The following is a 21,900-nucleotide window of genomic DNA, read 5'->3' on the forward strand; positions in this document are numbered from 1 at the left end:
CAGGCGATGAACGGCCTGTGGGTAAGGCTTATGCATTTTTTTACCGATTTAGAGCAATAAAGCTGACCAAATGGCTAGGTAGAGGCGGATATTTCCCCGTCTGTGTGCTAGTTTTGCCCCGTCTTACGCGATGTCTCAGCGTTAAGCGTGCATTCAGCATTTGTCGGGTCGAACCAAACCCTGATTTCGGTATCTATAACCCCGATCTGTCGTGGTTGTAACCGGGGTGCCAGATTCACAAGATCTGGCTCGATGGCTGACACTGCACTCTGCAATCCAAATGAATTTGATAGGGAAGGAACACCACAATGGCTATTACTAAAGACCAACTGATCGCTGATATCGCTGAAGCTATCGACGCGCCGAAAACCACCGCGCGTAACGCCCTGGACCAACTGGCCCAGATCGTTGCTGATCAATTGGAAAATGGCGGCGAAATCACTCTGCCAGGTATCGGCAAACTGAAAGTGACCGAGCGTCCTGCCCGTACTGGCCGTAACCCATCGACTGGCGCTGCCATCGAAATCGCTGCCAAGAAAGTTATCAAGCTGGTTGTGGCTAAAGGCCTGACCGACGCTGTTAACAAGTAATACTTGCAGTGAAACCGTGCTCAGAAGTCTTCCGGGCACGGTTTGTGTGACACCGATTCACGCAAGGTGAATCGTCTTTGAATCCCCCGCCTCTTTAGCTCTTCCTAACCCAGCGTTCCTGACCCCAGGCCTGTTGCTGTGCCTTGTCCTTGAAGGTCCAGGCGACGAAGCGGCTCTGTTTCTGTCCCTGGGACATTTCCACCACTTGGCTTTCCAGTACTCCGGCTTTTTTCAGTGCGCTTTCAATGGCTGGCAGGTTTGAAGCCTTTGACACCAGGGTGCTGAACCACAGCACTTGCTGGCCGACGCCTGCGCTCTCGCTGATCAACTGACTGACGAAACGGATCTCACCGCCCTCGCACCAGAGTTCCCGTGCCTGGCCGCCGAAGTTCAGCACTGGCAGCTTGCGCTTGGGATCGGCCTTGCCCAGGGCTCGCCACTTGCGCTGGCTGCCGCGTGTCGCTTCGTCCAGGGAGGCATGGAAGGGTGGGTTGCACATCGTCAGGTCGAAGCGCTCGGTACTTTCCAGCAGGCCGGTGAGGATCTGCCTGGGATTGCCTTGCTGGCGCAGGCTGATGGCCTTGTTCAAGCCGTTGGCCTGGACGATGGCCTTGGCCGCAGCCAGGGCGGTGCTGTCGATGTCCGAACCGAGGAATTGCCAGCGGTAGTCGCTGTAGCCGATCAGGGGGTAGATGCAGTTGGCGCCGACGCCGACATCCAGCACCCGCACGGCCGCGCCACGAGGGATTTCACCCTGGTTGTGGCTGGCCAGCAGATCGGCGAGGAAATGCACATAGTCGGCGCGGCCGGGCACTGGGGGGCAGAGAAAGTCCGCCGGAATGTCCCAGTGGGCAATGCCGTAGAAGGCCTTGAGCAGGGCCCGGTTGAACACCCGCACGGCGGCCGGGTCGGCGAAGTCGATGCTTTCCTTGCCATAGGGGTTGAGGATCACGAATTGCCCCAGCTCCGGGGTGCTCTTGATCAGTTGTGGGAAGTCGTAGCGCCCCTGGTGGCGATTGCGCGGGTGCAGGCTGGCTTTTTCCCGGGGGGCGGCGGCTTTGGCTGGGGAGGCAGGCTTGGGTTTTTTGCGCGCAGGCTTGGGAGTGTTGGGGGCGGTCATGGGGGGATCGATTCGGGGCTGGTTCAAAGTGGCGGGCATTGTCCCATATCTTGCGGCGTTGGGGCGGGAGGCTTCGCCGCCGGCAAGCCGGCCCCTGCCAAAGCACCGTCTACCGGTAGGAGCTGGCTTGCCAGCGAAAGCGATCTGCCGCCAATAAAAAAGGGAGGCCTTTGCGGGCCTCCCTCTTTCACGCTGCGCGAATCGCCGTTACAGGCTGGAGATCCGTGCGTGCTGCTCTGCCAGCTTGCCCAGAGCCTGTTCGGCTTCGGCCAGTTTGGCGCGTTCCTTCTCGATCACTTCGGCCGGAGCCTTGTCGACGAAGGAGGCGTTGGACAGCTTGCCGCCCACTCGCTGCACTTCGCCTTGCAGGCGCTGGATTTCCTTGTCCAGGCGCGCCAGTTCGGCGCCCTTGTCGATCAGGCCGGCCATGGGCACCAGCACTTCCATCTCGCCTACCAGAGCGGTGGCGGACAGCGGCGCTTCGTCGCCGGCACCCAGCACCGTGATGGATTCGAGTCGGGCCAGCTTCTTCAGCAAGGCTTCGTTCTCGGTCAGACGACGCTGGTCTTCAGCGCTGACGTTCTTCAGGAACAGGGCCAGGGGCTTGCCCGGGCCGATGTTCATTTCCGCGCGAATGTTGCGAGTGCCGAGCATCAGGCCTTTGAGCCATTCGATGTCGTCTTCGGCGGCCTGGTCGATGCGGGCTTCGTTAGCCACCGGCCAAGGTTGCAGCATGATGGTCTTGCCTGTACTACCTGCCAGCGGCGCCAGGCGCTGCCAGATTTCCTCGGTGATGAACGGCATGAACGGATGCGCCAGGCGCAGGGCCACTTCCAGCACACGTACCAGGGTGCGACGGGTGCCGCGCTGGCGTTCAACCGGCGAGTTCTCGTCCCACAGCACGGGCTTGGACAGCTCCAGGTACCAGTCGCAGTACTGGTTCCAGATGAACTCGTACAGGGCCTGGGCGGCCAGGTCGAAACGGAACTGGTCGAGCTGACGGGTGACTTCGGCTTCAGTGCGCTGCAGTTGCGAGATGATCCAGCGGTCCGCCAGGGACAGCTCGTAAGCCTCGCCGTTCTGGCCGCAGTCTTCGCCCTTGTCCAGCACGTAGCGCGCGGCGTTCCAGATCTTGTTGCAGAAGTTGCGGTAACCCTCGACGCGGCCCATGTCGAACTTGATGTCGCGACCGGTGGTGGCCAGGGAGCAGAAAGTGAAGCGCAGGGCGTCGGTGCCGTAGCTAGCGATGCCGTCGGCGAATTCGGCGCGGGTCTGCTTCTCGATGGCTTTCTGCAGTTTTGGCTGCATCAGGCCGGTGGTGCGTTTCTGCACCAGGGTTTCGAGGTCGATGCCGTCGATGATGTCCAGCGGGTCGAGGACGTTGCCCTTGGACTTGGACATCTTCTGGCCCTGGCCATCGCGGACCAGGCCATGGACGTACACCGTCTTGAACGGAACTTGCGGCGTGCCATCCTCGTTCTTCACCAGATGCATGGTGAGCATGATCATCCGGGCGACCCAGAAGAAAATGATGTCGAAGCCGGTGACCAGCACGTCGGTCGGGTGGAAGGTCTTGAGGAAGTCGGTCTGTTCCGGCCAGCCCAGGGTGGAGAAGGTCCACAGGCCCGAGCTGAACCAGGTGTCGAGCACGTCGTTGTCTTGTTGCAGGGCAACGTCCGGACCGAGGTTGTGCTTGGCGCGGACTTCGGCTTCATCGCGGCCGACATAGACCTTGCCCGACTCGTCGTACCAGGCCGGAATCCGGTGGCCCCACCACAGCTGGCGGCTGATGCACCAGTCCTGGATGTCGCGCATCCAGGAGAAGTACATGTTTTCGTACTGCTTGGGCACGAAGGCGATGCGACCGTCTTCCACGGCAGCAATGGCAGGTTCTGCCAGCGGCTTGGTGGAGACGTACCACTGGTCGGTAAGCCATGGCTCGATGATGGTGCCGGAGCGGTCGCCCTTCGGCACTTTCAGGGCGTGGTCGTCGACGCTGACCAGCAGGCCGGCGGCGTCGAAGGCGGCAACGATCTGCTTGCGCGCCTCGAAGCGATCCAGGCCCACGTACTCGGCCGGGATCTTGCCGTCGATGGTTTCGTTGAGGCTGCCGTCCAGGTTGAACACCTGGCAGGCCGGCAGTACGGCGGCGTTCTTGTCGAAGATGTTGAGCAGCGGCAGGTTGTGGCGCTTGCCGACTTCGTAGTCGTTGAAATCGTGGGCCGGGGTGATTTTCACGCAGCCGGTGCCGAACTCAGGGTCGCAGTAGTCATCGGCGATGATCGGGATGCGACGGCCGACCAGGGGCAGTTCGACGAACTTGCCGATCAGCGCCTTGTAGCGCTCGTCTTCAGGGTTCACCGCGACGGCGGAGTCGCCGAGCATGGTTTCCGGACGGGTGGTGGCGACGATCAGGTAGTCGTTGCCTTCAGCGGTCTTGGCGCCGTCGGCCAGCGGGTAGCGCAGGTTCCAAAGGAAGCCTTTCTCGTCGTGGTTTTCCACTTCCAGATCGGAAATCGCTGTGTGCAGTTTGGTATCCCAGTTCACCAGGCGTTTGCCGCGGTAGATCAGGCCGTCTTCGTGCAGGCGGACGAAGGCTTCCTTCACCGCTTCCGACAGGCCGTCGTCCATGGTGAAGCGCTCGCGGCTCCAGTCCACGGAGGAGCCCAGGCGACGGATCTGGCGGCTGATGTTGCCCCCGGACTGATCCTTCCACTCCCAGACTTTTTCGAGGAATTTTTCCCGACCCAGATCGTGGCGATTCTGGCCCTGGGCTTCGATCTGACGCTCCACCAGCATCTGTGTGGCGATACCGGCGTGGTCGGTACCCGGCTGCCACAGGGTGTTGCGACCCTGCATGCGGCGGAAGCGGATCAGGGCGTCCATGATCGCGTTGTTGAAGCCATGGCCCATGTGCAGGCTGCCGGTGACGTTCGGCGGCGGGATCATGATGGTGTAGGAGTCGCCCGCGCCTTGCGGGGCGAAGTAGTTCTCGGACTCCCAGGTCTGGTACCAGGAAGTTTCAATGGCGTGCGGCTGGTAGGTCTTATCCATGCGCGGCGGGACCCTATTGGCATTTATTCAGGAAAAGCCGGGAAGTATAGCGGAGGGGGGCAGTTGCAAGCCACTGGACAGCAGTCCAAGTGGCAAGCTTTAAGTCGCAAGGAACGCCTGGTCGTATTTTTCCGGCAGCTTGGGGGGGGAGGCGCAGCTTGTCGCTGCGGCTACGGCTTGCCGTTGGTGGCTGCTGCGAGCAGGCGTTCCAGGCGGGCGTCGAGGCGGCGCTTGATTTCGGTTTCGATGTGCGGAGCGAAATCGTCGATCACGTCTTGCATGATCAGCTGTGCGGCGGCGCGCAGTTCGGTATCCAGGTGCAGCAGGGCATCGGCACTGTTGCTGGCAGGGGCGGATTTGGCTACGGGAGCCGGTGCTGGAGCAGGGGCTGGTGCCGCCACTTGAACTGGGGCAGGGGCCGGTGCAGCTTGCGGTTTGGCTTGCGCTGCGGGAGCGGCTTCGGTTTCGGCAGGTTGCTGGCTGCCCACCATGTCGAACAGCAGGGGGATTTGCACTTCGCCGCTCACAGTCTCGGTAAGCAGCGGCGGTTGCAGATTGTCATCGCCGAGCAGTTGGCGGATCGACTCGAGATCGTCCAGCAGATGCGCGGGCTTTTGCAGCGGGTTGGGAGTGTCCATCGGGTGCTCAGAGTCGCTGTAAACGGTGATCTTGCAGAGGATAGCCCTGTTCGCGATAGAAACGGAAACTCTCGCGGGCCGCCTGACGAATAGTCGGATCTTCCACCACCACTTCGGCAATTCGGGCAAAGCGCGGTGCGAAGGTCGGTACTTTCAGGTCCAGGTTCACCAGCAGGTCGTTGTGGTCGCCGGGGTCCTGGCCCAGGCCGAGCACGATCAGGCCGTCGGCTTCGCTTTCCGCCGAGCCGTGGGGAACAAAGGCTTCGCCCTTGAAGCGCCACAGGCGGGCATCGAGCTCGTCCCGTTGTTGCGCGTCGCTGCAATGCAGGTAGATGCGATGGCCCATGCGCCAGGCCTTGTCGGTGAGTTTGCAGGCAAAATCCAGGCGCGCAGCAGGGTCCGCGCTGGGAAGAATATAGAAGTCGACTTTGGTCATTGGGATTCCTGAGCCGGGGAGGGCGCTGCCTTCAAGCGACGCCCTCCGCAGTCATGGTTTTCAGGCTTTGGCGCGGTCCAGCAGGTATTGGGTCAGCAGGGGCACGGGACGGCCGGTGGCGCCCTTGTCCTTGCCGCCGCTGGTCCAGGCGGTGCCGGCGATATCCAGGTGCGCCCAGTTCAGGTTCTTGGTGAAGCGCGAGAGGAAGCACGCGGCAGTGATGGTCCCGGCCTTCGGCCCGCCAATGTTGGCGATGTCGGCGAACGGGCTGTCCAGTTGCTCCTGGTACTCATCGAACAGCGGCAATTGCCAGGCGCGGTCGTCGGCTTGCTGGCCGGCGCTGAGTAGTTGGCCGATCAATTCGTCGTTGTTGCCCAGCAGGCCGGACGTATGGGCGCCCAGGGCGACCACGCAGGCACCGGTCAGGGTGGCGATGTCGATCACGGCCTGGGGTTTGAAGCGTTCGGCGTAGGTCAGGGCGTCGCACAGCACCAGGCGGCCTTCGGCGTCGGTGTTGAGGATTTCCACGGTCTGGCCGCTCATGGTGGTGACGATATCGCCAGGCCGTGCAGCGCCGCCGCTGGGCATGTTCTCGGCGCAGGCCAGGATGCAGACCAGGTTGATCGGCAGTTGCAGTTCGAGCACGGCACGCAGGGTGCCGAACACGCTGGCGGCGCCGCCCATGTCGTATTTCATTTCGTCCATGCCGGCGCCCGGCTTGAGGCTGATGCCGCCGGTGTCGAAAGTGATGCCCTTGCCCACCAGGGCAAACGGCTTCTCGGACTTCTTGCCGCCGTTGTACTGCATGACGATCAGGCGTGGCGGCTGGTCGCTGCCCTGGCCTACGGCATAGAACGAGCCCATGCCCAGTTCCTTGATCTTCTTCTCGTCGAGGACTTCGACTTTCAGACCCTTGAACTCCTTGCCCAGGGCCTTGGCCTGTTCACCCAGGAACGTCGGGTGGCAGACGTTTGGCGGCTGGTTGCCTAGGTCGCGGGTAAAAGCCATGCCGTTGGCGATGGCCTGGGCGTGGGTCACGCCGCGCTCGACTTCAGCCTGGGCGGCCTTGATCGTCAGCAGGGTGATTTTCTTCAGGGCGCGGGGTTCTGCTTTCTGGCTCTTGTAGCGGTCGAATACGTAGCCGCCGTCCACCAGGGTTTCCGCCAGCAGACGGGTCTTGCCGTAGCTGTCGCGACCTTTGACCACGACTTCATCCAGAGCCAGCACGGCATCGCTGCCACCCAGCCCCTTGAGGGTGGCGAGTACACCACTGATGATCTTGCGGAACGGGCGGTCGCCCAGCTCCTCATCCTTGCCGACGCCCACCAGCAGCAGGCGTTCCGCCTTGAGCTTGGCCACACCGTGCAACAGCAGGCTCTGACCGACCTTGCCGGCCAGGTCGCCGCGCTTGAGCACGGCGCTGATGGCGCCGCCGCTGAGTTCGTCGAGTTGCTTGGCCACGTTGCCGAGTTTGCGGCCTTCGCCGACGGCGACCACCAGGGTGGCGGTCTTCAACGTTTCCGGGCTAGCGCTTTTTACAACCAGTTCCATGTCTGGGTCCCTGAATGAATGGTCAAAGAGCGCAGGAAAGACTCCGGCGCGGGGCTTATCTATATAGAAGAAGACGTCGCGTGCTGCCGACGACAAAGCCGCCAGTTTGAACCTCGCCGCTTGCGGCTGACAACCCTCGTCTTGGCCAAGTTCGCCGCTTTAGAGCGCCGGGTGAGCATCCTCCGTGACAGGCGCGCGCAATCACAGGATAATGCGCCATCTTTTTTCGGCGGCCCTGCATTTGGGGTCGGCTCGATACGTTTGCTTGTTCGGCCGCCTTAGCCTGACAACCCTGGAGTGTCTGGTTTGATCGTCTTTCGTTATCTATCCCGCGAAATCCTGCTGACCCTGAGTGCCGTGAGTGCGGTGCTGCTGGTCATCATCATGAGCGGGCGCTTCGTCAAGTTCCTCGCACAAGCCGCCTCGGGCGCCCTGGACCCGGGCTCGCTGTTCCTGATCATGGGCTTTCGCCTGCCGGGTTTTTTGCAGCTGATCCTGCCATTGGGGCTGTTCCTGGGCATTCTCCTGGCTTACGGCCGGCTCTATCTCGAAAGCGAGATGACCGTGTTGTCGGCTACCGGCATGAGCCAGCAGCGTCTGCTAGGCATGACCATGATCCCGGCGGCCCTGGTGGCCTTGCTGGTGGCCTGGTTGAGCCTGAGCCTGGCGCCGCAGGGGGCCAACCAGTTCCAGTTGCTGCTGAACAAGCAGGACGCCCTGACCGAGTTCGACACCCTGGTGGCCGGGCGCTTCCAGGCGCTCAATGATGGCACTCGGGTGACCTATACCGAGCAGCTGTCCGAGGATCGCACCAATCTTTCCGGGGTGTTCATCTCCGAAAAGCGTCTGAGCCGGGAGAAAAAGGACCAGGGCATTTCGGTGCTGGTGGCCGAGAAGGGGCACCAGGACATTCGTCCCGACGGTAATCGCTACCTGATCCTGGAAAACGGCTATCGCTATGACGGCAATCCAGGTGAGGCCAACTATCGGGTGATCAAGTACGACACCTACGGCGTGCTGCTGGAGCGACCGGATGTCAGCGACGAAGTCACCGATCGCGATGCCATGCCCACTGCTGACCTGATCGGCAAGGATGACCTGCGGGCCCGTGCCGAGTTGCAATGGCGTCTGTCCCTGCCGTTGCTGGTGTTTATCGTGACCTTGATGGCGGTGCCGTTGTCCCGGGTCAACCCGCGCCAGGGCCGCTTCCTCAAGCTGATCCCGGCCATCCTGCTGTATATGGCGTACCTGACCATCCTGATCGCGGTACGTGGCGCCATGGAGAAAGGCAAGATCTCGCCAACCCTGGGGCTGTGGTGGGTTCACCTGCTGTTCCTGGGCATTGGCCTGGGCTTGATGTACTGGGAACCGTTGCGTTTGAAAATGGCGAGTCGTCGCAGCATGAAGGAGATGGCTCGTGGTTAAGCTCGATCGCTACATCGGTAGCAGTGTGTTCATGGCTATTCTTGCGGTCCTGGGGATCATCCTCGGGCTGGCTTCGCTGTTTGCCTTCATCGATGAAATGGGCAGTGTCAGCGATACCTACACCGTGATGGACGTGATGAGCTACGTGGTCCTCACCGCCCCGCGCCGGGTTTATGAAATGTTGCCGATGGCCGGCCTCATCGGCTGCCTGATCGGTCTTGGCTCCCTGGCCAGCAACAGCGAACTGACCATCATGCGTGCTGCCGGCGTCTCTGTCGGTCGTATCGTCTGGGCGGTGATGAAACCGATGCTGGTGCTGATGCTGGTGGGTGTGCTGGTGGGCGAATACGTAGCGCCGGCCACCGAGACCCAGGCTCAGGCCAGTCGCGCCCTGGCCCAGGGTTCCGGTGATGCCCAGAGCTCCAAGCACGGCCTGTGGCACCGTCAGGGCGAGGAGTTTATCCATATCAACGCAGTGCAGCCCAATGGCCTGCTGTATGGCGTGACTCGCTACCACTTCGATGACAATCACCACATGTTGTCGTCGAGTTTTGCTCGTCAGGCACGTTTCCACGAAAACTACTGGCAGCTGACGGATGTCACCACCACCTATTTCCGTGAAGGTCACACCGAGGTCATCAGCGTTCCCGACGAGCGTTGGGACGTGGCTCTGAGCCCGCAACTGCTGAGCACCGTGGTCATGGCGCCGGAGTCTCTGTCTATCAGTGGTCTGTGGGGCTATATCCATTATCTGGCCGACCAGGGCTTGAACAATGGTCGTTACTGGCTGGCGTTCTGGGTCAAGGTGCTGCAGCCGCTGGTGACGGCGGCCCTGGTGCTGATGGCGATTTCCTTCATTTTCGGACCGCTGCGTTCGGTGACCCTGGGTCAGCGAGTGTTCACGGGCGTATTGGTGGGTTTCACCTTCCGCATCGCTCAGGACCTGCTGGGGCCTTCGAGCCTGGTGTTCGGTTTCTCGCCGCTGTTCGCGGTGCTGGTGCCGGCGGGTATCTGTGCCATTGCAGGCTTCTGGCTATTGCGCCGGGCCGGCTGATTCAGCGGCTCTGTCAGGTTTTTAGCGCAACGCCCCGGTCCCTGGATCGGGGCGTTTTTGCATTTGACAAACGCTGACAGGCGAGCGTGACGCTCGTGCCGAGTATCAGGTACAATTCCCGGCTATTTTTCGGCGGGCCCTGCCTGCAGCCTTTTTGAGTGTTCATCCGTGAGTGATTTGAGTCATATCCGCAATTTCTCCATCATCGCCCACATTGACCATGGCAAGTCGACTCTGGCCGATCGCTTCATCCAGATGTGCGGCGGCCTGGCCGAGCGCGAAATGGAAGCCCAGGTTCTGGACTCCATGGACCTTGAGCGTGAGCGCGGGATCACCATCAAGGCCCACAGCGTCACCCTCTATTACAAAGCCAAAGATGGCATTACCTACCAGCTGAACTTCATTGATACCCCGGGCCACGTGGACTTCACCTATGAAGTCAGTCGCTCCCTGGCGGCCTGTGAAGGTGCACTGCTGGTGGTGGACGCTGGCCAGGGCGTTGAAGCCCAGTCGGTTGCCAACTGCTACACCGCCATCGAGCAAGGTCTGGAAGTGATGCCGGTGCTGAACAAGATCGACCTGCCCCAGGCCGATCCTGAACGGGTCAAGGAAGAGATCGAGAAAATCATCGGTATCGATGCCACTGACGCCGTGACTTGCAGCGCCAAGACCGGCCTGGGCGTGGACGAGGTGCTCGAGCGCCTGGTGACCACCATTCCGGCACCGACCGGCAATATCGAAGACCCGCTGCAAGCGCTGATCATCGACTCCTGGTTCGACAACTACCTGGGCGTTGTGTCCCTGGTGCGTGTGCGTCACGGCCGGGTGAAGAAGGGTGACAAGATCCTGGTGAAATCCACCGGCAAGATCCACCTGGTGGACAGCGTCGGCGTCTTCAACCCCAAACACACCGCCACCACTGACCTCAAGGCCGGTGAAGTGGGCTTCATCATCGCCGGCATCAAGGACATTCACGGTGCGCCGGTGGGTGACACCCTGACCCTGAGCTCGACCCCGGACGTGGAAGTGCTGCCAGGCTTCAAGCGCATCCAGCCGCAGGTCTACGCCGGCCTGTTCCCGGTCAGCTCCGACGACTTCGAGGATTTCCGCGAAGCGTTGCAGAAGCTCACCCTCAACGACTCGTCTCTGCAGTACACCCCGGAAAGCTCCGACGCCTTGGGCTTCGGTTTCCGTTGTGGCTTCCTCGGCATGCTGCACATGGAGATCATCCAGGAGCGCCTGGAGCGCGAATACGACCTGGACCTGATCACCACAGCGCCGACAGTGATCTTCGAGCTGCTGCTGAAGAACGGTGAAACGATTTATGTCGACAACCCGTCCAAACTTCCGGATCTGTCGGCGATTGAAGACATGCGCGAGCCGATCGTGCGGGCCAACATTCTTGTGCCGCAAGAGCACCTGGGCAACGTCATAACCCTGTGCATCGAGAAGCGCGGCGTGCAGCACGACATGCTGTTCCTCGGTAGCCAGGTCCAGGTGACCTACGATCTGCCGATGAACGAAGTGGTACTGGACTTCTTTGACCGCCTGAAATCCACCAGCCGCGGCTATGCTTCGCTGGACTACCATTTCGACCGTTATCAATCGGCTAATCTGGTCAAGCTGGATGTGCTGATCAACGGTGAGAAAGTCGACGCCCTGGCGTTGATTGTCCACCGTGACAACGCCCATTACAAAGGGCGTGCGTTGACCGAGAAGATGAAGGAGCTGATTCCTCGGCAGATGTTTGACGTGGCAATCCAGGCCGCCATTGGCGGGCAGATTGTGGCGCGGACAACCGTCAAGGCTCTCAGAAAGAACGTACTGGCCAAATGCTACGGCGGCGACGTCAGCCGTAAGCGCAAGCTGTTGGAAAAGCAGAAGGCCGGTAAGAAACGCATGAAGCAAGTGGGCAACGTGGAAATTCCACAAGAAGCCTTCCTTGCTGTGCTCAGGTTGGATAGTTAGGTCCTATGTCACTAAATTTCCCGCTGTTGCTGGTCATCGCTGTCTTTGTCTGCGGTCTCTTGGCGTTGCTCGACCTGGTGTTTCTGGCACCGCGTCGGCGCTCGGCCATCGCCAACTATCAGGGCAGCGTCAGCCAGCCGGATGGGCTGGTGGTCGAAAAGCTGAGCAAGGAACCGCTGCTGGTTGAATACGGCAAGTCGTTCTTTCCGGTGCTGTTCATTGTCCTGGTGCTGCGTTCGTTCCTGGTGGAACCGTTCCAGATTCCATCGGGCTCGATGAAGCCGACCCTGGATGTGGGCGACTTCATCCTGGTGAACAAGTTTTCTTACGGGATCCGCCTGCCGGTGATCGACAAGAAAGTCATCGAAGTCGGTGATCCGCAGCGCGGCGATGTCATGGTGTTCCGCTACCCAAGCGACCCCAACGTCAACTACATCAAGCGTGTAGTCGGCCTGCCGGGTGATGAAGTGCGCTACACCAGCGACAAGCACCTGTTCGTCAACGGCCAGTCGGTGGCAGAGCAGTTGGTTGGGGCTGAACCCGGCACCTTGGGCAGCGCCGAGCTGTACAAGGAAAAGCTCGGTGCCGTCGAGCACTTGATCCGCAAGGAAATGAGTCGCTACCGGCCCGCGCCGGACGGGCGTTGGGTGGTGCCTGCCGGGCATTACTTCATGATGGGCGACAACCGCGACAACTCCAACGACAGTCGCTACTGGGACGATCCGAGTATTCCCAAAGACCTGCTGGGCATGGTTCCCGACAAGAATATCGTCGGCAAGGCCTTCGCAGTCTGGATGAGCTGGCCCGAACCGAAACTCAGCCACCTGCCGAATTTCTCGCGGGTTGGCCTGATCAAGTAATCACACACGGCGCTGTTGAACACAGCGCCGAATGCTTTTCTGGCTCTTGTATAAAACGCCCTTGCCCTCGGGCATCGCGTAACAGCCTTATGGCCAGAAGCATGCAGTCAACGATATTCAGGATGTGGATTTGAACACAGCGTTAATTGCCACCCGCACCTCGTGCGCGGCCCCTAGGATGGCGAGTTTCGGCAACGAAATCAGCGTGGGTAAACCGTGAGCGTTTCTTTGAGCCGTCTCGAGCGTCAGCTCGGTTATACCTTCAAGGATCAGGAGCTGATGCTCCTGGCACTCACCCATCGCAGCTTTGCCGGGCGTAACAACGAACGCCTGGAGTTCCTCGGTGATGCCATTCTCAACTTCGTGGCCGGCGAGGCGTTGTTCGAGCGCTTCCCCCAGGCCCGCGAAGGCCAGCTGTCGCGTTTGCGCGCACGCCTGGTGAAAGGTGAAACACTGGCGGTACTGGCCCGTGGTTTCGACCTGGGCGAATACCTGCGCCTGGGCTCCGGCGAGTTGAAGAGCGGCGGTTTCCGTCGTGAATCGATCCTCGCCGATGCCCTGGAAGCCCTGATCGGTGCGATCTACCTGGACGCCGGCATGGAAACGGCCCGTGACCGCGTGTTGTCCTGGCTGGCCTCGGAGTTCGAGAGCCTGACCCTGGTAGACACCAACAAGGACCCCAAGACCCGGCTGCAGGAGTTCCTCCAGTCTCGTGCCTGTGAACTGCCGCGCTATGAAGTGGTGGATATCCAGGGCGAACCGCACTGCCGGACATTCTTCGTTGAATGTGAAGTCACCTTATTGAATGAAAAAAGCCGAGGTCAGGGTGTGAGCCGTCGTATTGCCGAACAGGTAGCGGCCGCCGCAGCACTGATTGCCCTGGGCGTGGAGAATGGCCATGACTGATTCAACCGCAACACGCTGTGGCTATGTCGCCATCGTCGGCCGCCCCAACGTGGGCAAGTCGACGCTGCTCAACCACATCCTCGGCCAGAAGCTGGCGATCACTTCGCGCAAGCCTCAGACCACACGCCACAACATGCTCGGGATCAAGACCGAAGGCGCCATCCAGGCGATCTACGTCGACACCCCCGGCATGCACAAGAGCAACGAAAAAGCCCTCAACCGCTACATGAACAAGACCGCTTCGGCGGCCTTGAAAGATGTGGACGTGGTGATCTTCGTGGTTGACCGCACCAAGTGGACCGACGAGGACCAGTTGGTCCTGGAGCGTGTCCAGTACGTGCAGGGTCCGGTGATCCTGGCGATCAACAAGACCGACCGCATCGAGGACAAGGCCGAGCTGATGCCGCACCTGACCTGGCTGCAGGAGCAACTGCCGAACGCCGAGATCGTGCCGGTTTCCGCGCAGCAGGGGCATAACCTCGAAGCCCTGGAAGGCCTGATCGCCAAGCACCTGCCGGAGAACGAGCACTTCTTCCCGGAAGATCAGATCACCGACCGCAGCTCGCGTTTCCTGGCTGCCGAACTGGTGCGCGAGAAGATCATGCGCCAGTTGGGTGCCGAGCTGCCGTACCAGATCACCGTGGAAATCGAAGAGTTCAAGCAGCAGGGCAAGACCCTGCATATTCACGCCTTGATCCTCGTCGAGCGCGACGGTCAGAAGAAAATCATCATTGGCGACAAGGGTGAGCGGATCAAGCGCATCGGCATGGAGGCGCGCAAGGACATGGAGCTGCTGTTCGACTCCAAGGTCATGCTCAACCTCTGGGTCAAGGTCAAGGGCGGCTGGTCCGACGACGAGCGCGCCTTGCGCTCCCTGGGCTACGGCGACCTCTGATGCACTTCGCCGGCAAGCCGGCTCCTACACCTTCCTGTAGGAGCCGGCTTGCCGGCGAACAGCTGCAACCCCTTCTTCGGACCCGGTTCCCTCTCTTCCCCTGAGATCCCCCGCAACCATGTCCAGCAACGCCCCAGTCGGCCAGCTCGCCTACGTCCTGCACAGCCGCGCCTACCGCGAAAGCAGTGCCCTGGTGGATTTCCTTACCCCCCAAGGTCGCCTGCGTGCTGTCCTGCGTAATGCACGGGGCAAGGCCGGTACCCTGGCGCGACCCTTCGTCCCTCTGGAAGTCGAGTTTCGCGGCCGTGGCGAGCTGAAGAACGTCGGACGTATGGAAAGTGCCGGCATTGCATCCTGGCTCAATGGCGAAGCGCTGTTCAGTGGTCTGTACCTGAATGAACTGCTGATCCGCCTGCTGCCGGCGGAAGATCCCCATCCGGCCGTATTCGACCACTACGCGGCAACCTTGCTGGCCCTGGCTGAAGGGCGGCCCCTGGAGCCGCTGCTGCGGGCCTTCGAGTGGCGTTTGCTGGATGATCTGGGTTACGGCTTCGCCCTGGACAGTGACATCCACGGGGCACCCATTGCTGCCGATGGCCTGTATCGCCTGCAGGTGGATGCCGGCCTGGAGCAGGTGTTCCTGCTGCAACCGGGTCTGTTCAACGGCACCGAGCTGTTGGCCATGGCCGAGGCCGACTGGAGTGCTCCTGGCGCGTTGTCGGCAGCCAAGCGCCTGATGCGCCAGGCCCTGGCAGTGCATCTGGGCGGGCGTCCTCTGGTCAGTCGCGAGCTGTTTCGCAAGCCCTAGGCGTGGCTGCCGTTTTGGCCGCTCGCCGCGATAGCCCAGCTGGCGCCGTCATTCTGCGTTCGAGCAAATGGCAACAGACCCTGTTCTCCCCGTATGCTGTGCGCCGAATCTTCATTCATTCAGGAGCGCTTTCGTGACCACCAGCAATCGCATTCTTCTTGGCGTGAACATTGATCACGTTGCCACCCTGCGCCAGGCCCGCGGCACTCGTTACCCTGATCCGGTCAAGGCCGCGCTGGACGCGGAAGAGGCGGGCGCCGACGGCATCACCGTGCACCTGCGCGAAGACCGTCGGCATATCCAGGAGCGCGACGTGCTGCTGCTCAAGGACGTGCTGCAGACCCGCATGAATTTCGAGATGGGCGTCACCGAAGAAATGATGGCTTTTGCCGAGCGCATCCGCCCGGCGCATATCTGCCTGGTGCCGGAAACCCGTCAGGAGCTGACCACCGAAGGCGGTCTGGATGTGGCGGGTCAGGAGGCGCGGATCAAGGCGGCGGTGGAGCGGCTGTCGAAAATCGGGTCCGAAGTGTCCCTGTTCATCGACGCCGACGAGCGTCAGATCGAGGCCTCCAAGCGCGTCGGAGCGCCGGCCATCGAGTTGCACACGGGCCGCTATGCCGACGCCCAGACGCCGAGTGAAGTGGCCGATGAGTTGCAGCGTATCGTCGACGGGGTTGCCGTGGGTCTGGCACAGGGGCTGATCGTCAATGCCGGTCATGGCCTGCATTACCACAACGTTGAAGCGGTGGCAGCGATCAAGGGCATCAATGAACTGAACATCGGCCATGCCCTGGTGGCTCATGCCCTGTTCGTCGGTTTCAAGGGCGCGGTGGCCGAGATGAAAGCGCTGATCCTGGCGGCTGCGGCCAAGGCCTGAATGGACTTCGCCGGCAGGCCGACGCCTACACAACCTCTGTAGGCGCCGGCCTGCCGGCGAATGCTTTTAGAGCGGCGGATTCTCTTCCGTCGGCTTGGTCTTGTTGACCCCCGGCACATGCAGGTTGCCCTCGGCAACCTGATCGCCTTCCAGCTGCGGCTGGGTCACCCAGGTCAGGATGTCGTAGTAGCGGCGGATGTTGGCCACGAAATGCACCGGCTCGCCGCCTCGGGCATAGCCGTAGCGGGTCTTGCTGTACCACTGCTTCTGTGACAGCCGCGGCAGCATCTTCTTCACATCCAGCCACTTGTTCGGGTTCAGGCCTTCCTTCTCCGCCAGCTTGCGGGCATCGTCCAGGTGGCCGGTGCCGACGTTGTAGGCCGCGAGGGCGAACCAGGTGCGATCCGGCTCCTCGATCTTGTCGTCCAGTTGTTCCTTGATATAGGCCAGGTACTTGGCGCCGCCGCTGATGCTCTGCTTGGGGTCCAGACGGTTGGACACCCCCATGGCCTGGGCGGTGTTCTGGGTCAGCATCATCAAACCGCGTACGCCGGTCTTGGAGGTCACCTCGGCCTGCCACATGGATTCCTGGTAACCCACGGCCGCCAGTAGTCGCCAGTCGACCTTTTCCTGCTTGGCCGAGGCCTTGAAGTGCTTTTCGTACTTGGGCAGGCGCTGCTGCAGGTGCTGGGCGAAGGTGTAGGCGCCGACATAACCGAGCACGTCCACGTGACCGTAATAGCGGTCCTTGAGGCGTTGCAGGGTGCCGTTCTTCTCGACCTTGTCGAGGAAGCTGTTGATCTCGTTGAGCAGGCTGTTGTCGTCACCGGCGGCCACCGCCCAGCTCTGGCTGCGGGCGTCCCCAAGGTCGAAGGCCACCCGCACATTGGGGAAGTACACCTGGTTCATCGCCAATTCATTGGAGTCCACCAGGGTCAGGTCGATCTGTCCCTCGTCCACCATGCGCAGCAGGTCCACGACTTCCACGGCGTCGGACTCTTCGTATTCGATACCGGGGTACTTGAGCTTGAGCTCCGCCAGTTGCTCGGCGTGGCTGCTGCCCTTGAGCACCATGATGCGCTTGCCCAGCAGATTTTGTGCGCTGGTGGGGCGGGACTGGCCATTGCGATAGATGACTTGCGGGGTGACTTGCAGATACGGATGGGAAAACCGGACTTGCTGCTTGCGCTGTTCGCTGCTCACCAGGCCGGCGGCGGCCAGCACCGGGCCCTTGGGTTGGCCCAGCTGGTTGAACAGATCGTCGAGGTTGTCGGCGGTCTCGATCTTCAGCTCCACCCCCAGATCGTCGGCGAAGCGCTTCACCAGCTCGTACTCGAAGCCGGTTTCGCCGTTGCGGTCCTGAAAGTAGGTGGCGGGGCTGTTACGGGTGATCACCCGCAGCACACCATCCTCCTTTACGCGCTCAAGGGTGCTGGGTTTCTCAACACAGGCGCCGAGCATCAGGAAGAGTCCGGTTACGATGAGCCACTTGGCGCAGCGCGGACGTAAAGCCATAGGGGAAAACATTGGCGCAGTATACGCAAAGGATAACGGCCGCCATATCTCGACAGCGAAGGGCTTGTCTGCTAGCGCTGGGCGGCCTGGGCTGGAGGCCTCAAGAATGGGGCTTCGGCCGTCAATGTGACGATTAAAATAACCCACGGTAATGACCTTGATGAGCCTTTGTTATAGGCCGTCGGGGCCGGACCGACGTCCGGGGGCGCCCCGGTTTGCGTTTCGAGTGCCGATGCCAACGGTTTACGTTAGAATGCACGGCCTCAAAGCACACCCCCTTCCCGAGGCTGTCCCGAAGATGTTGATCCTGCGCGGCGCTCCTGCCCTTTCTGCCTTTCGCCACAGCAAACTCCTTGAGCAACTGAGCCAGAAGGTTCCGGCTGTCAGTGGCTTGTATGCTGAATTCGCTCACTTCGCCGAAGTCACCGGCGTCCTGACCGGCGACGAACAGCAGGTGCTTGCGCGCCTTCTGAAGTACGGCCCCAGCGTTCCGGTACAAGAGCCGACTGGTCGTCTGTTCCTGGTCCTGCCACGTTTCGGCACCATTTCTCCGTGGTCGAGCAAGGCCAGTGATATCGCCCGCAATTGTGGCCTGGCGAAGATCCAGCGCCTGGAGCGCGGCATTGCTTTCTACGTCGCCGGTGAATTCAGCGACGCTGACGCACAGTTGATCGCCGAAGCGCTGCACGATCGCATGACCCAGATCGTCCTGGGTAACCTGGAGCAGGCTGCCGGCCTGTTCAGCCACGCCGAACCCAAGCCGCTGACGGCCATCGACATTCTCGGCGGCGGTCGCGCAGCGTTGGAAAAAGCCAACAGTGAGCTGGGCCTGGCCCTGGCCGAAGACGAAATCGATTACCTGATGAGCGCCTTTCAGGGCCTCAAGCGCAATCCCCACGACATCGAACTGATGATGTTCGCCCAGGCCAACTCCGAGCATTGCCGCCACAAGATCTTCAACGCCAGTTGGGATATCGACGGCCAGAGCCAGGAAAAAAGCCTGTTCGGCATGATCAAGAACACCTACCAGATGCACAGCGAAGGTGTGCTGTCTGCTTATAAGGACAACGCGGCGGTCATCGTCGGTTCCGTTGCTGGGCGTTTCTACCCGAACCCTGATACCCGCCAATACGGTGCGGTGCAGGAGCCGGTGCACATCCTGATGAAGGTCGAGACCCACAACCACCCGACCGCCATTGCTCCATTCCCCGGCGCTTCCACCGGTTCCGGCGGCGAAATCCGTGACGAAGGCGCCACCGGTCGCGGCGCCAAGCCGAAAGCCGGCCTCACCGGCTTTACCGTGTCCAACCTGCAGATCCCGGGCTTCGAACAGCCTTGGGAAGTGCCGTATGGCAAGCCAGAGCGCATCGTCACCGCCCTCGACATCATGATCGAAGGCCCACTGGGTGGCGCGGCGTTCAACAACGAATTCGGCCGTCCGGCCCTGACCGGTTATTTCCGTACCTTCGAGCAATCCATTACCACGCCTCGTGGCGATGAAGTTCGTGGTTACCACAAGCCGATCATGCTGGCGGGCGGCATGGGCAACATCCGTGACGAGCACGTACAGAAAGGCGAGATCACCGTCGGCTCCAAGCTGATCGTCCTCGGCGGCCCGGCCATGCTCATCGGCCTGGGCGGCGGCGCCGCATCTTCCATGGCCACCGGCACCAGCTCGGCGGACCTGGATTTTGCTTCGGTACAACGTGAAAACCCGGAAATGGAACGCCGTTGCCAGGAAGTCATCGACCGTTGCTGGCAGCTGGGGGACAACAACCCCATCAGCTTCATCCACGACGTGGGCGCCGGAGGCCTGTCCAACGCCTTCCCGGAACTGGTCAACGACGGTGGCCGCGGCGGTCGCTTCGAACTGCGCAACATCCCCAACGACGAGCCGGGCATGGCCCCGCACGAAATCTGGTCCAACGAATCCCAGGAACGTTATGTTCTGGCAGTGGGCGCGGCAGACTTCGAACGCTTCAAGGCCATCTGCGAGCGCGAGCGCTGCCCATTTGCGGTGGTCGGCGAAGCCACTGCCGAGCCACAGCTGACCGTGACCGACAGCCACTTCGGCAACAGCCCGGTGGACATGCCTCTGGAAGTGCTGCTGGGCAAGGCCCCGCGCATGCACCGTTCGGCGGTTCGGGAAACCGAGTTGGGTGACGATTTCGATCCGAGCACCCTGGACATCGCCGAGAGCATCGAGCGCGTCCTGCATCACCCGGCGGTGGCCAGCAAGAGCTTCCTGATCACCATCGGTGACCGCACCATCACCGGCCTTGTGGCTCGCGACCAGATGGTCGGCCCGTGGCAGGTGCCGGTGGCTGACGTGGCCGTGACCGCCACCAGCTTCGACGTCTACACCGGTGAAGCCATGGCCATGGGCGAGCGCACTCCGCTGGCCCTGCTGGATGCCCCGGCGTCCGGCCGCATGGCCATCGGCGAGACCCTGACCAACATCGCGGCGTCGCGCATCAACAAGATCAGCGACATCAAGCTCTCGGCCAACTGGATGTCCGCTGCCGGCCACCCGGGTGAAGACGCGCGTCTGTATGACACCGTCAAGGCGGTGGGTATGGAGTTGTGCCCAGAGCTGGGCATCACCATCCCGGTGGGCAAGGACTCCATGTCCATGGCCACCCGCTGGAACGAAGAGGGCGTGGACAAGAGCGTCACCTCGCCGCTGTCGCTGATCGTGACTGGCTTCGCACCGGTCGCGGACATTCGTCAGACCCTGACCCCGCAACTGCGCATGGACAAGGGCACCACCGATCTGATCCTGATCGACCTCGGTCGCGGTCAGAACCGCATGGGCGCCTCGATCCTTGCCCAGACCCACGGCAAGCTCGGCAGCCAGGCGCCGGACGTTGATGACGCCGAGGACCTGAAAGCTTTCTTCGCAGTGATCCAGGGCCTCAATGCCGACGGTCACCTGCTGGCTTACCACGACCGTTCCGACGGTGGTCTGCTGGTCAGCGCCGTGGAAATGGCCTTCGCCGGTCACTGTGGCCTGAACCTGAGCCTCGACGCTGTAGCGGAAAACGCTGCGGAAATCGCCGCCATCCTGTTCAACGAAGAGCTGGGTGCGGTGATCCAGGTGCGCCAGGATGCCACTCCTGATGTGCTGGCCCAGTTCAGCGCCGCCGGTCTGGGCGACTGCGTGGCCGTGATCGGCCAGCCGATCAACAACGGTGAAGTGAGCATCTCCTACAACGGCGAAAGCGTATTTACCGGCCAGCGTCGCCTACTGCAGCGTCAGTGGGCAGAAACCAGCTACCAGATTCAGCGCCTGCGGGACAACGCCGAGTGCGCCGAGCAGGAATTTGACGTCCTGCTGGAAGAAGACAACCCGGGCCTGAGCGTCAAGCTGGGCTTCGACGTCAACCAGGACATCGCCGCGCCTTACATCAAGAAGGGCGTGCGTCCACAGGTGGCGGTACTGCGTGAGCAGGGCGTCAACGGCCAGGTGGAAATGGCAGCGGCCTTTGACCGCGCCGGCTTCAACGCCATCGACGTGCACATGAGCGATATCCTCGCTGGTCGTGTCGACCTCAACGACTTCAAGGGCATGGTTGCCTGCGGCGGCTTCTCCTACGGCGACGTACTGGGCGCCGGTGAAGGCTGGGCCAAGTCGGCGCTGTTCAACAGCCGCGCGCGGGATGCCTTCCAGGGCTTCTTCGAACGTACCGACAGCTTCACCCTGGGTGTGTGCAACGGTTGCCAGATGATGTCCAACCTGCACGAGCTGATCCCGGGTAGCGAGTTCTGGCCGCACTTCGTGCGCAACCGCTCCGAGCAGTTCGAAGCCCGGGTGGCCATGGTCCAGGTCCAGGAGTCGAACTCGATCTTCCTGCAGGGCATGGCGGGTTCGCGGATGCCGATCGCCATCGCCCACGGTGAAGGCCATGCGGAGTTCGAAAGCGAAGAAGCGCTGCTGGAAGCCGATCTGTCCGGTTGCGTGGCCCTGCGCTTCGTCGACAACCACGGCAAGGTCACCGAGCGTTACCCGGCCAACCCGAACGGTTCGCCGCGCGGGATCACCGGTCTTACCAGCCGCGACGGTCGCGTCACCATCATGATGCCGCACCCTGAGCGGGTATTCCGTGCCGTGCAGAACTCCTGGCGTCCGGATGACTGGAACGAAGATGCGGCGTGGATGCGCATGTTCCGCAACGCTCGCGCCTGGGTGAACTGAGGCTG

At 61.6% G+C, this 21,900-nt stretch carries 16 protein-coding genes; 10 read left to right on the forward strand and 6 right to left on the reverse strand.

All coding sequences use genetic code 11. The features are described from left to right. The first annotated feature begins 308 nt into the window (after window positions 1-308). A complete protein-coding gene (locus tag P7C00_RS05850; RefSeq protein WP_003440137.1) occupies window positions 309-590 on the forward strand; it encodes an HU family DNA-binding protein in 282 nt (93 codons plus the stop codon). Window positions 591-684: 94 nt separating this feature from the next. Here P7C00_RS05850 and rlmF read toward each other — a convergent pair whose 3' ends face one another. The 5 genes from rlmF to P7C00_RS05875 form a co-directional block, all read right to left on the reverse strand. After that, window positions 685-1,710: a 23S rRNA (adenine(1618)-N(6))-methyltransferase RlmF gene (gene rlmF / locus P7C00_RS05855; protein ID WP_404938288.1), complete on the reverse strand. Its 1,026-nt coding sequence runs from the start codon at window positions 1,708-1,710 to the stop codon at window positions 685-687. Window positions 1,711-1,917: 207 nt separating this feature from the next. Beyond that, complete coding sequence (locus tag P7C00_RS05860; protein ID WP_346633513.1) at window positions 1,918-4,764, reverse strand: valine--tRNA ligase; 2,847 nt, start codon at window positions 4,762-4,764, stop codon at window positions 1,918-1,920. A 170-nt stretch (window positions 4,765-4,934) separates the two neighbouring features. Then, window positions 4,935-5,402: a DNA polymerase III subunit chi gene (locus P7C00_RS05865; protein WP_346633512.1), complete on the reverse strand. Its 468-nt coding sequence runs from the start codon at window positions 5,400-5,402 to the stop codon at window positions 4,935-4,937. A gap of 7 nt (window positions 5,403-5,409) precedes the next feature. Then, a complete protein-coding gene (locus P7C00_RS05870; protein WP_404938289.1) occupies window positions 5,410-5,838 on the reverse strand; it encodes a DNA polymerase III subunit chi in 429 nt (142 codons plus the stop codon). A gap of 60 nt (window positions 5,839-5,898) precedes the next feature. After that, the gene (locus P7C00_RS05875) at window positions 5,899-7,389 is read right to left on the reverse strand and encodes a leucyl aminopeptidase (protein ID WP_404938290.1); all 1,491 of its coding nucleotides are present in this window, start codon (window positions 7,387-7,389) and stop codon (window positions 5,899-5,901) included. A gap of 306 nt (window positions 7,390-7,695) precedes the next feature. Between P7C00_RS05875 and lptF the strand changes: the two genes are divergently transcribed. From lptF to pdxJ, 8 genes are all read left to right on the forward strand, one after another. Continuing rightward, complete coding sequence (lptF, locus tag P7C00_RS05880; protein WP_404938291.1) at window positions 7,696-8,814, forward strand: LPS export ABC transporter permease LptF; 1,119 nt, start codon at window positions 7,696-7,698, stop codon at window positions 8,812-8,814. After that, the gene (gene lptG / locus P7C00_RS05885; RefSeq protein ID WP_404938292.1) at window positions 8,807-9,868 is read left to right on the forward strand and encodes an LPS export ABC transporter permease LptG; all 1,062 of its coding nucleotides are present in this window, start codon (window positions 8,807-8,809) and stop codon (window positions 9,866-9,868) included. Before lptF ends, lptG begins: the two co-directional genes overlap by 8 nt. A gap of 168 nt (window positions 9,869-10,036) precedes the next feature. After that, window positions 10,037-11,836: a translation elongation factor 4 gene (gene lepA / locus P7C00_RS05890; RefSeq protein WP_123727581.1), complete on the forward strand. Its 1,800-nt coding sequence runs from the start codon at window positions 10,037-10,039 to the stop codon at window positions 11,834-11,836. A 5-nt stretch (window positions 11,837-11,841) separates the two neighbouring features. After that, window positions 11,842-12,696 (forward strand): signal peptidase I, encoded by an 855-nt coding sequence (lepB, locus tag P7C00_RS05895; protein WP_346633507.1) that lies wholly within the window; start codon window positions 11,842-11,844, stop codon window positions 12,694-12,696. 216 nt (window positions 12,697-12,912) lie between these two features. Continuing rightward, window positions 12,913-13,602 (forward strand): ribonuclease III, encoded by a 690-nt coding sequence (gene rnc / locus P7C00_RS05900; protein WP_102861278.1) that lies wholly within the window; start codon window positions 12,913-12,915, stop codon window positions 13,600-13,602. Then, on the forward strand, window positions 13,595-14,497 hold the full coding sequence (era, locus tag P7C00_RS05905) for a GTPase Era (RefSeq protein WP_404938293.1): 903 nt from the start codon (window positions 13,595-13,597) through the stop codon (window positions 14,495-14,497). The genes rnc and era overlap by 8 nt, the downstream gene beginning before the upstream one ends. Before the next feature lie 118 nt (window positions 14,498-14,615). Next, window positions 14,616-15,305 carry a DNA repair protein RecO gene (gene recO, locus P7C00_RS05910; RefSeq protein WP_047301927.1) on the forward strand — a complete coding sequence of 230 codons (690 nt, stop codon included), beginning with the start codon at window positions 14,616-14,618 and terminating at the stop codon, window positions 15,303-15,305. Between the two features lie 133 nt (window positions 15,306-15,438). After that, complete coding sequence (gene pdxJ, locus P7C00_RS05915; RefSeq protein WP_060842554.1) at window positions 15,439-16,185, forward strand: pyridoxine 5'-phosphate synthase; 747 nt, start codon at window positions 15,439-15,441, stop codon at window positions 16,183-16,185. A gap of 66 nt (window positions 16,186-16,251) precedes the next feature. Here pdxJ and mltF read toward each other — a convergent pair whose 3' ends face one another. Continuing rightward, window positions 16,252-17,712, reverse strand: a complete 1,461-nt coding sequence (gene mltF / locus P7C00_RS05920) for a membrane-bound lytic murein transglycosylase MltF (protein WP_404938294.1) — start codon at window positions 17,710-17,712, stop codon at window positions 16,252-16,254. Between the two features lie 286 nt (window positions 17,713-17,998). On the opposite strand from mltF, the gene purL reads away from it, so the two are divergent. After that, window positions 17,999-21,895 (forward strand): phosphoribosylformylglycinamidine synthase, encoded by a 3,897-nt coding sequence (gene purL / locus P7C00_RS05925; protein ID WP_346633505.1) that lies wholly within the window; start codon window positions 17,999-18,001, stop codon window positions 21,893-21,895. Window positions 21,896-21,900 lie beyond the last annotated feature (5 nt).

The organism is Pseudomonas sp. JDS08PS003 (assembly GCF_045013505.1).
In the GTDB taxonomy this organism is placed as follows: domain Bacteria; phylum Pseudomonadota; class Gammaproteobacteria; order Pseudomonadales; family Pseudomonadaceae; genus Aquipseudomonas; species Aquipseudomonas protegens_B.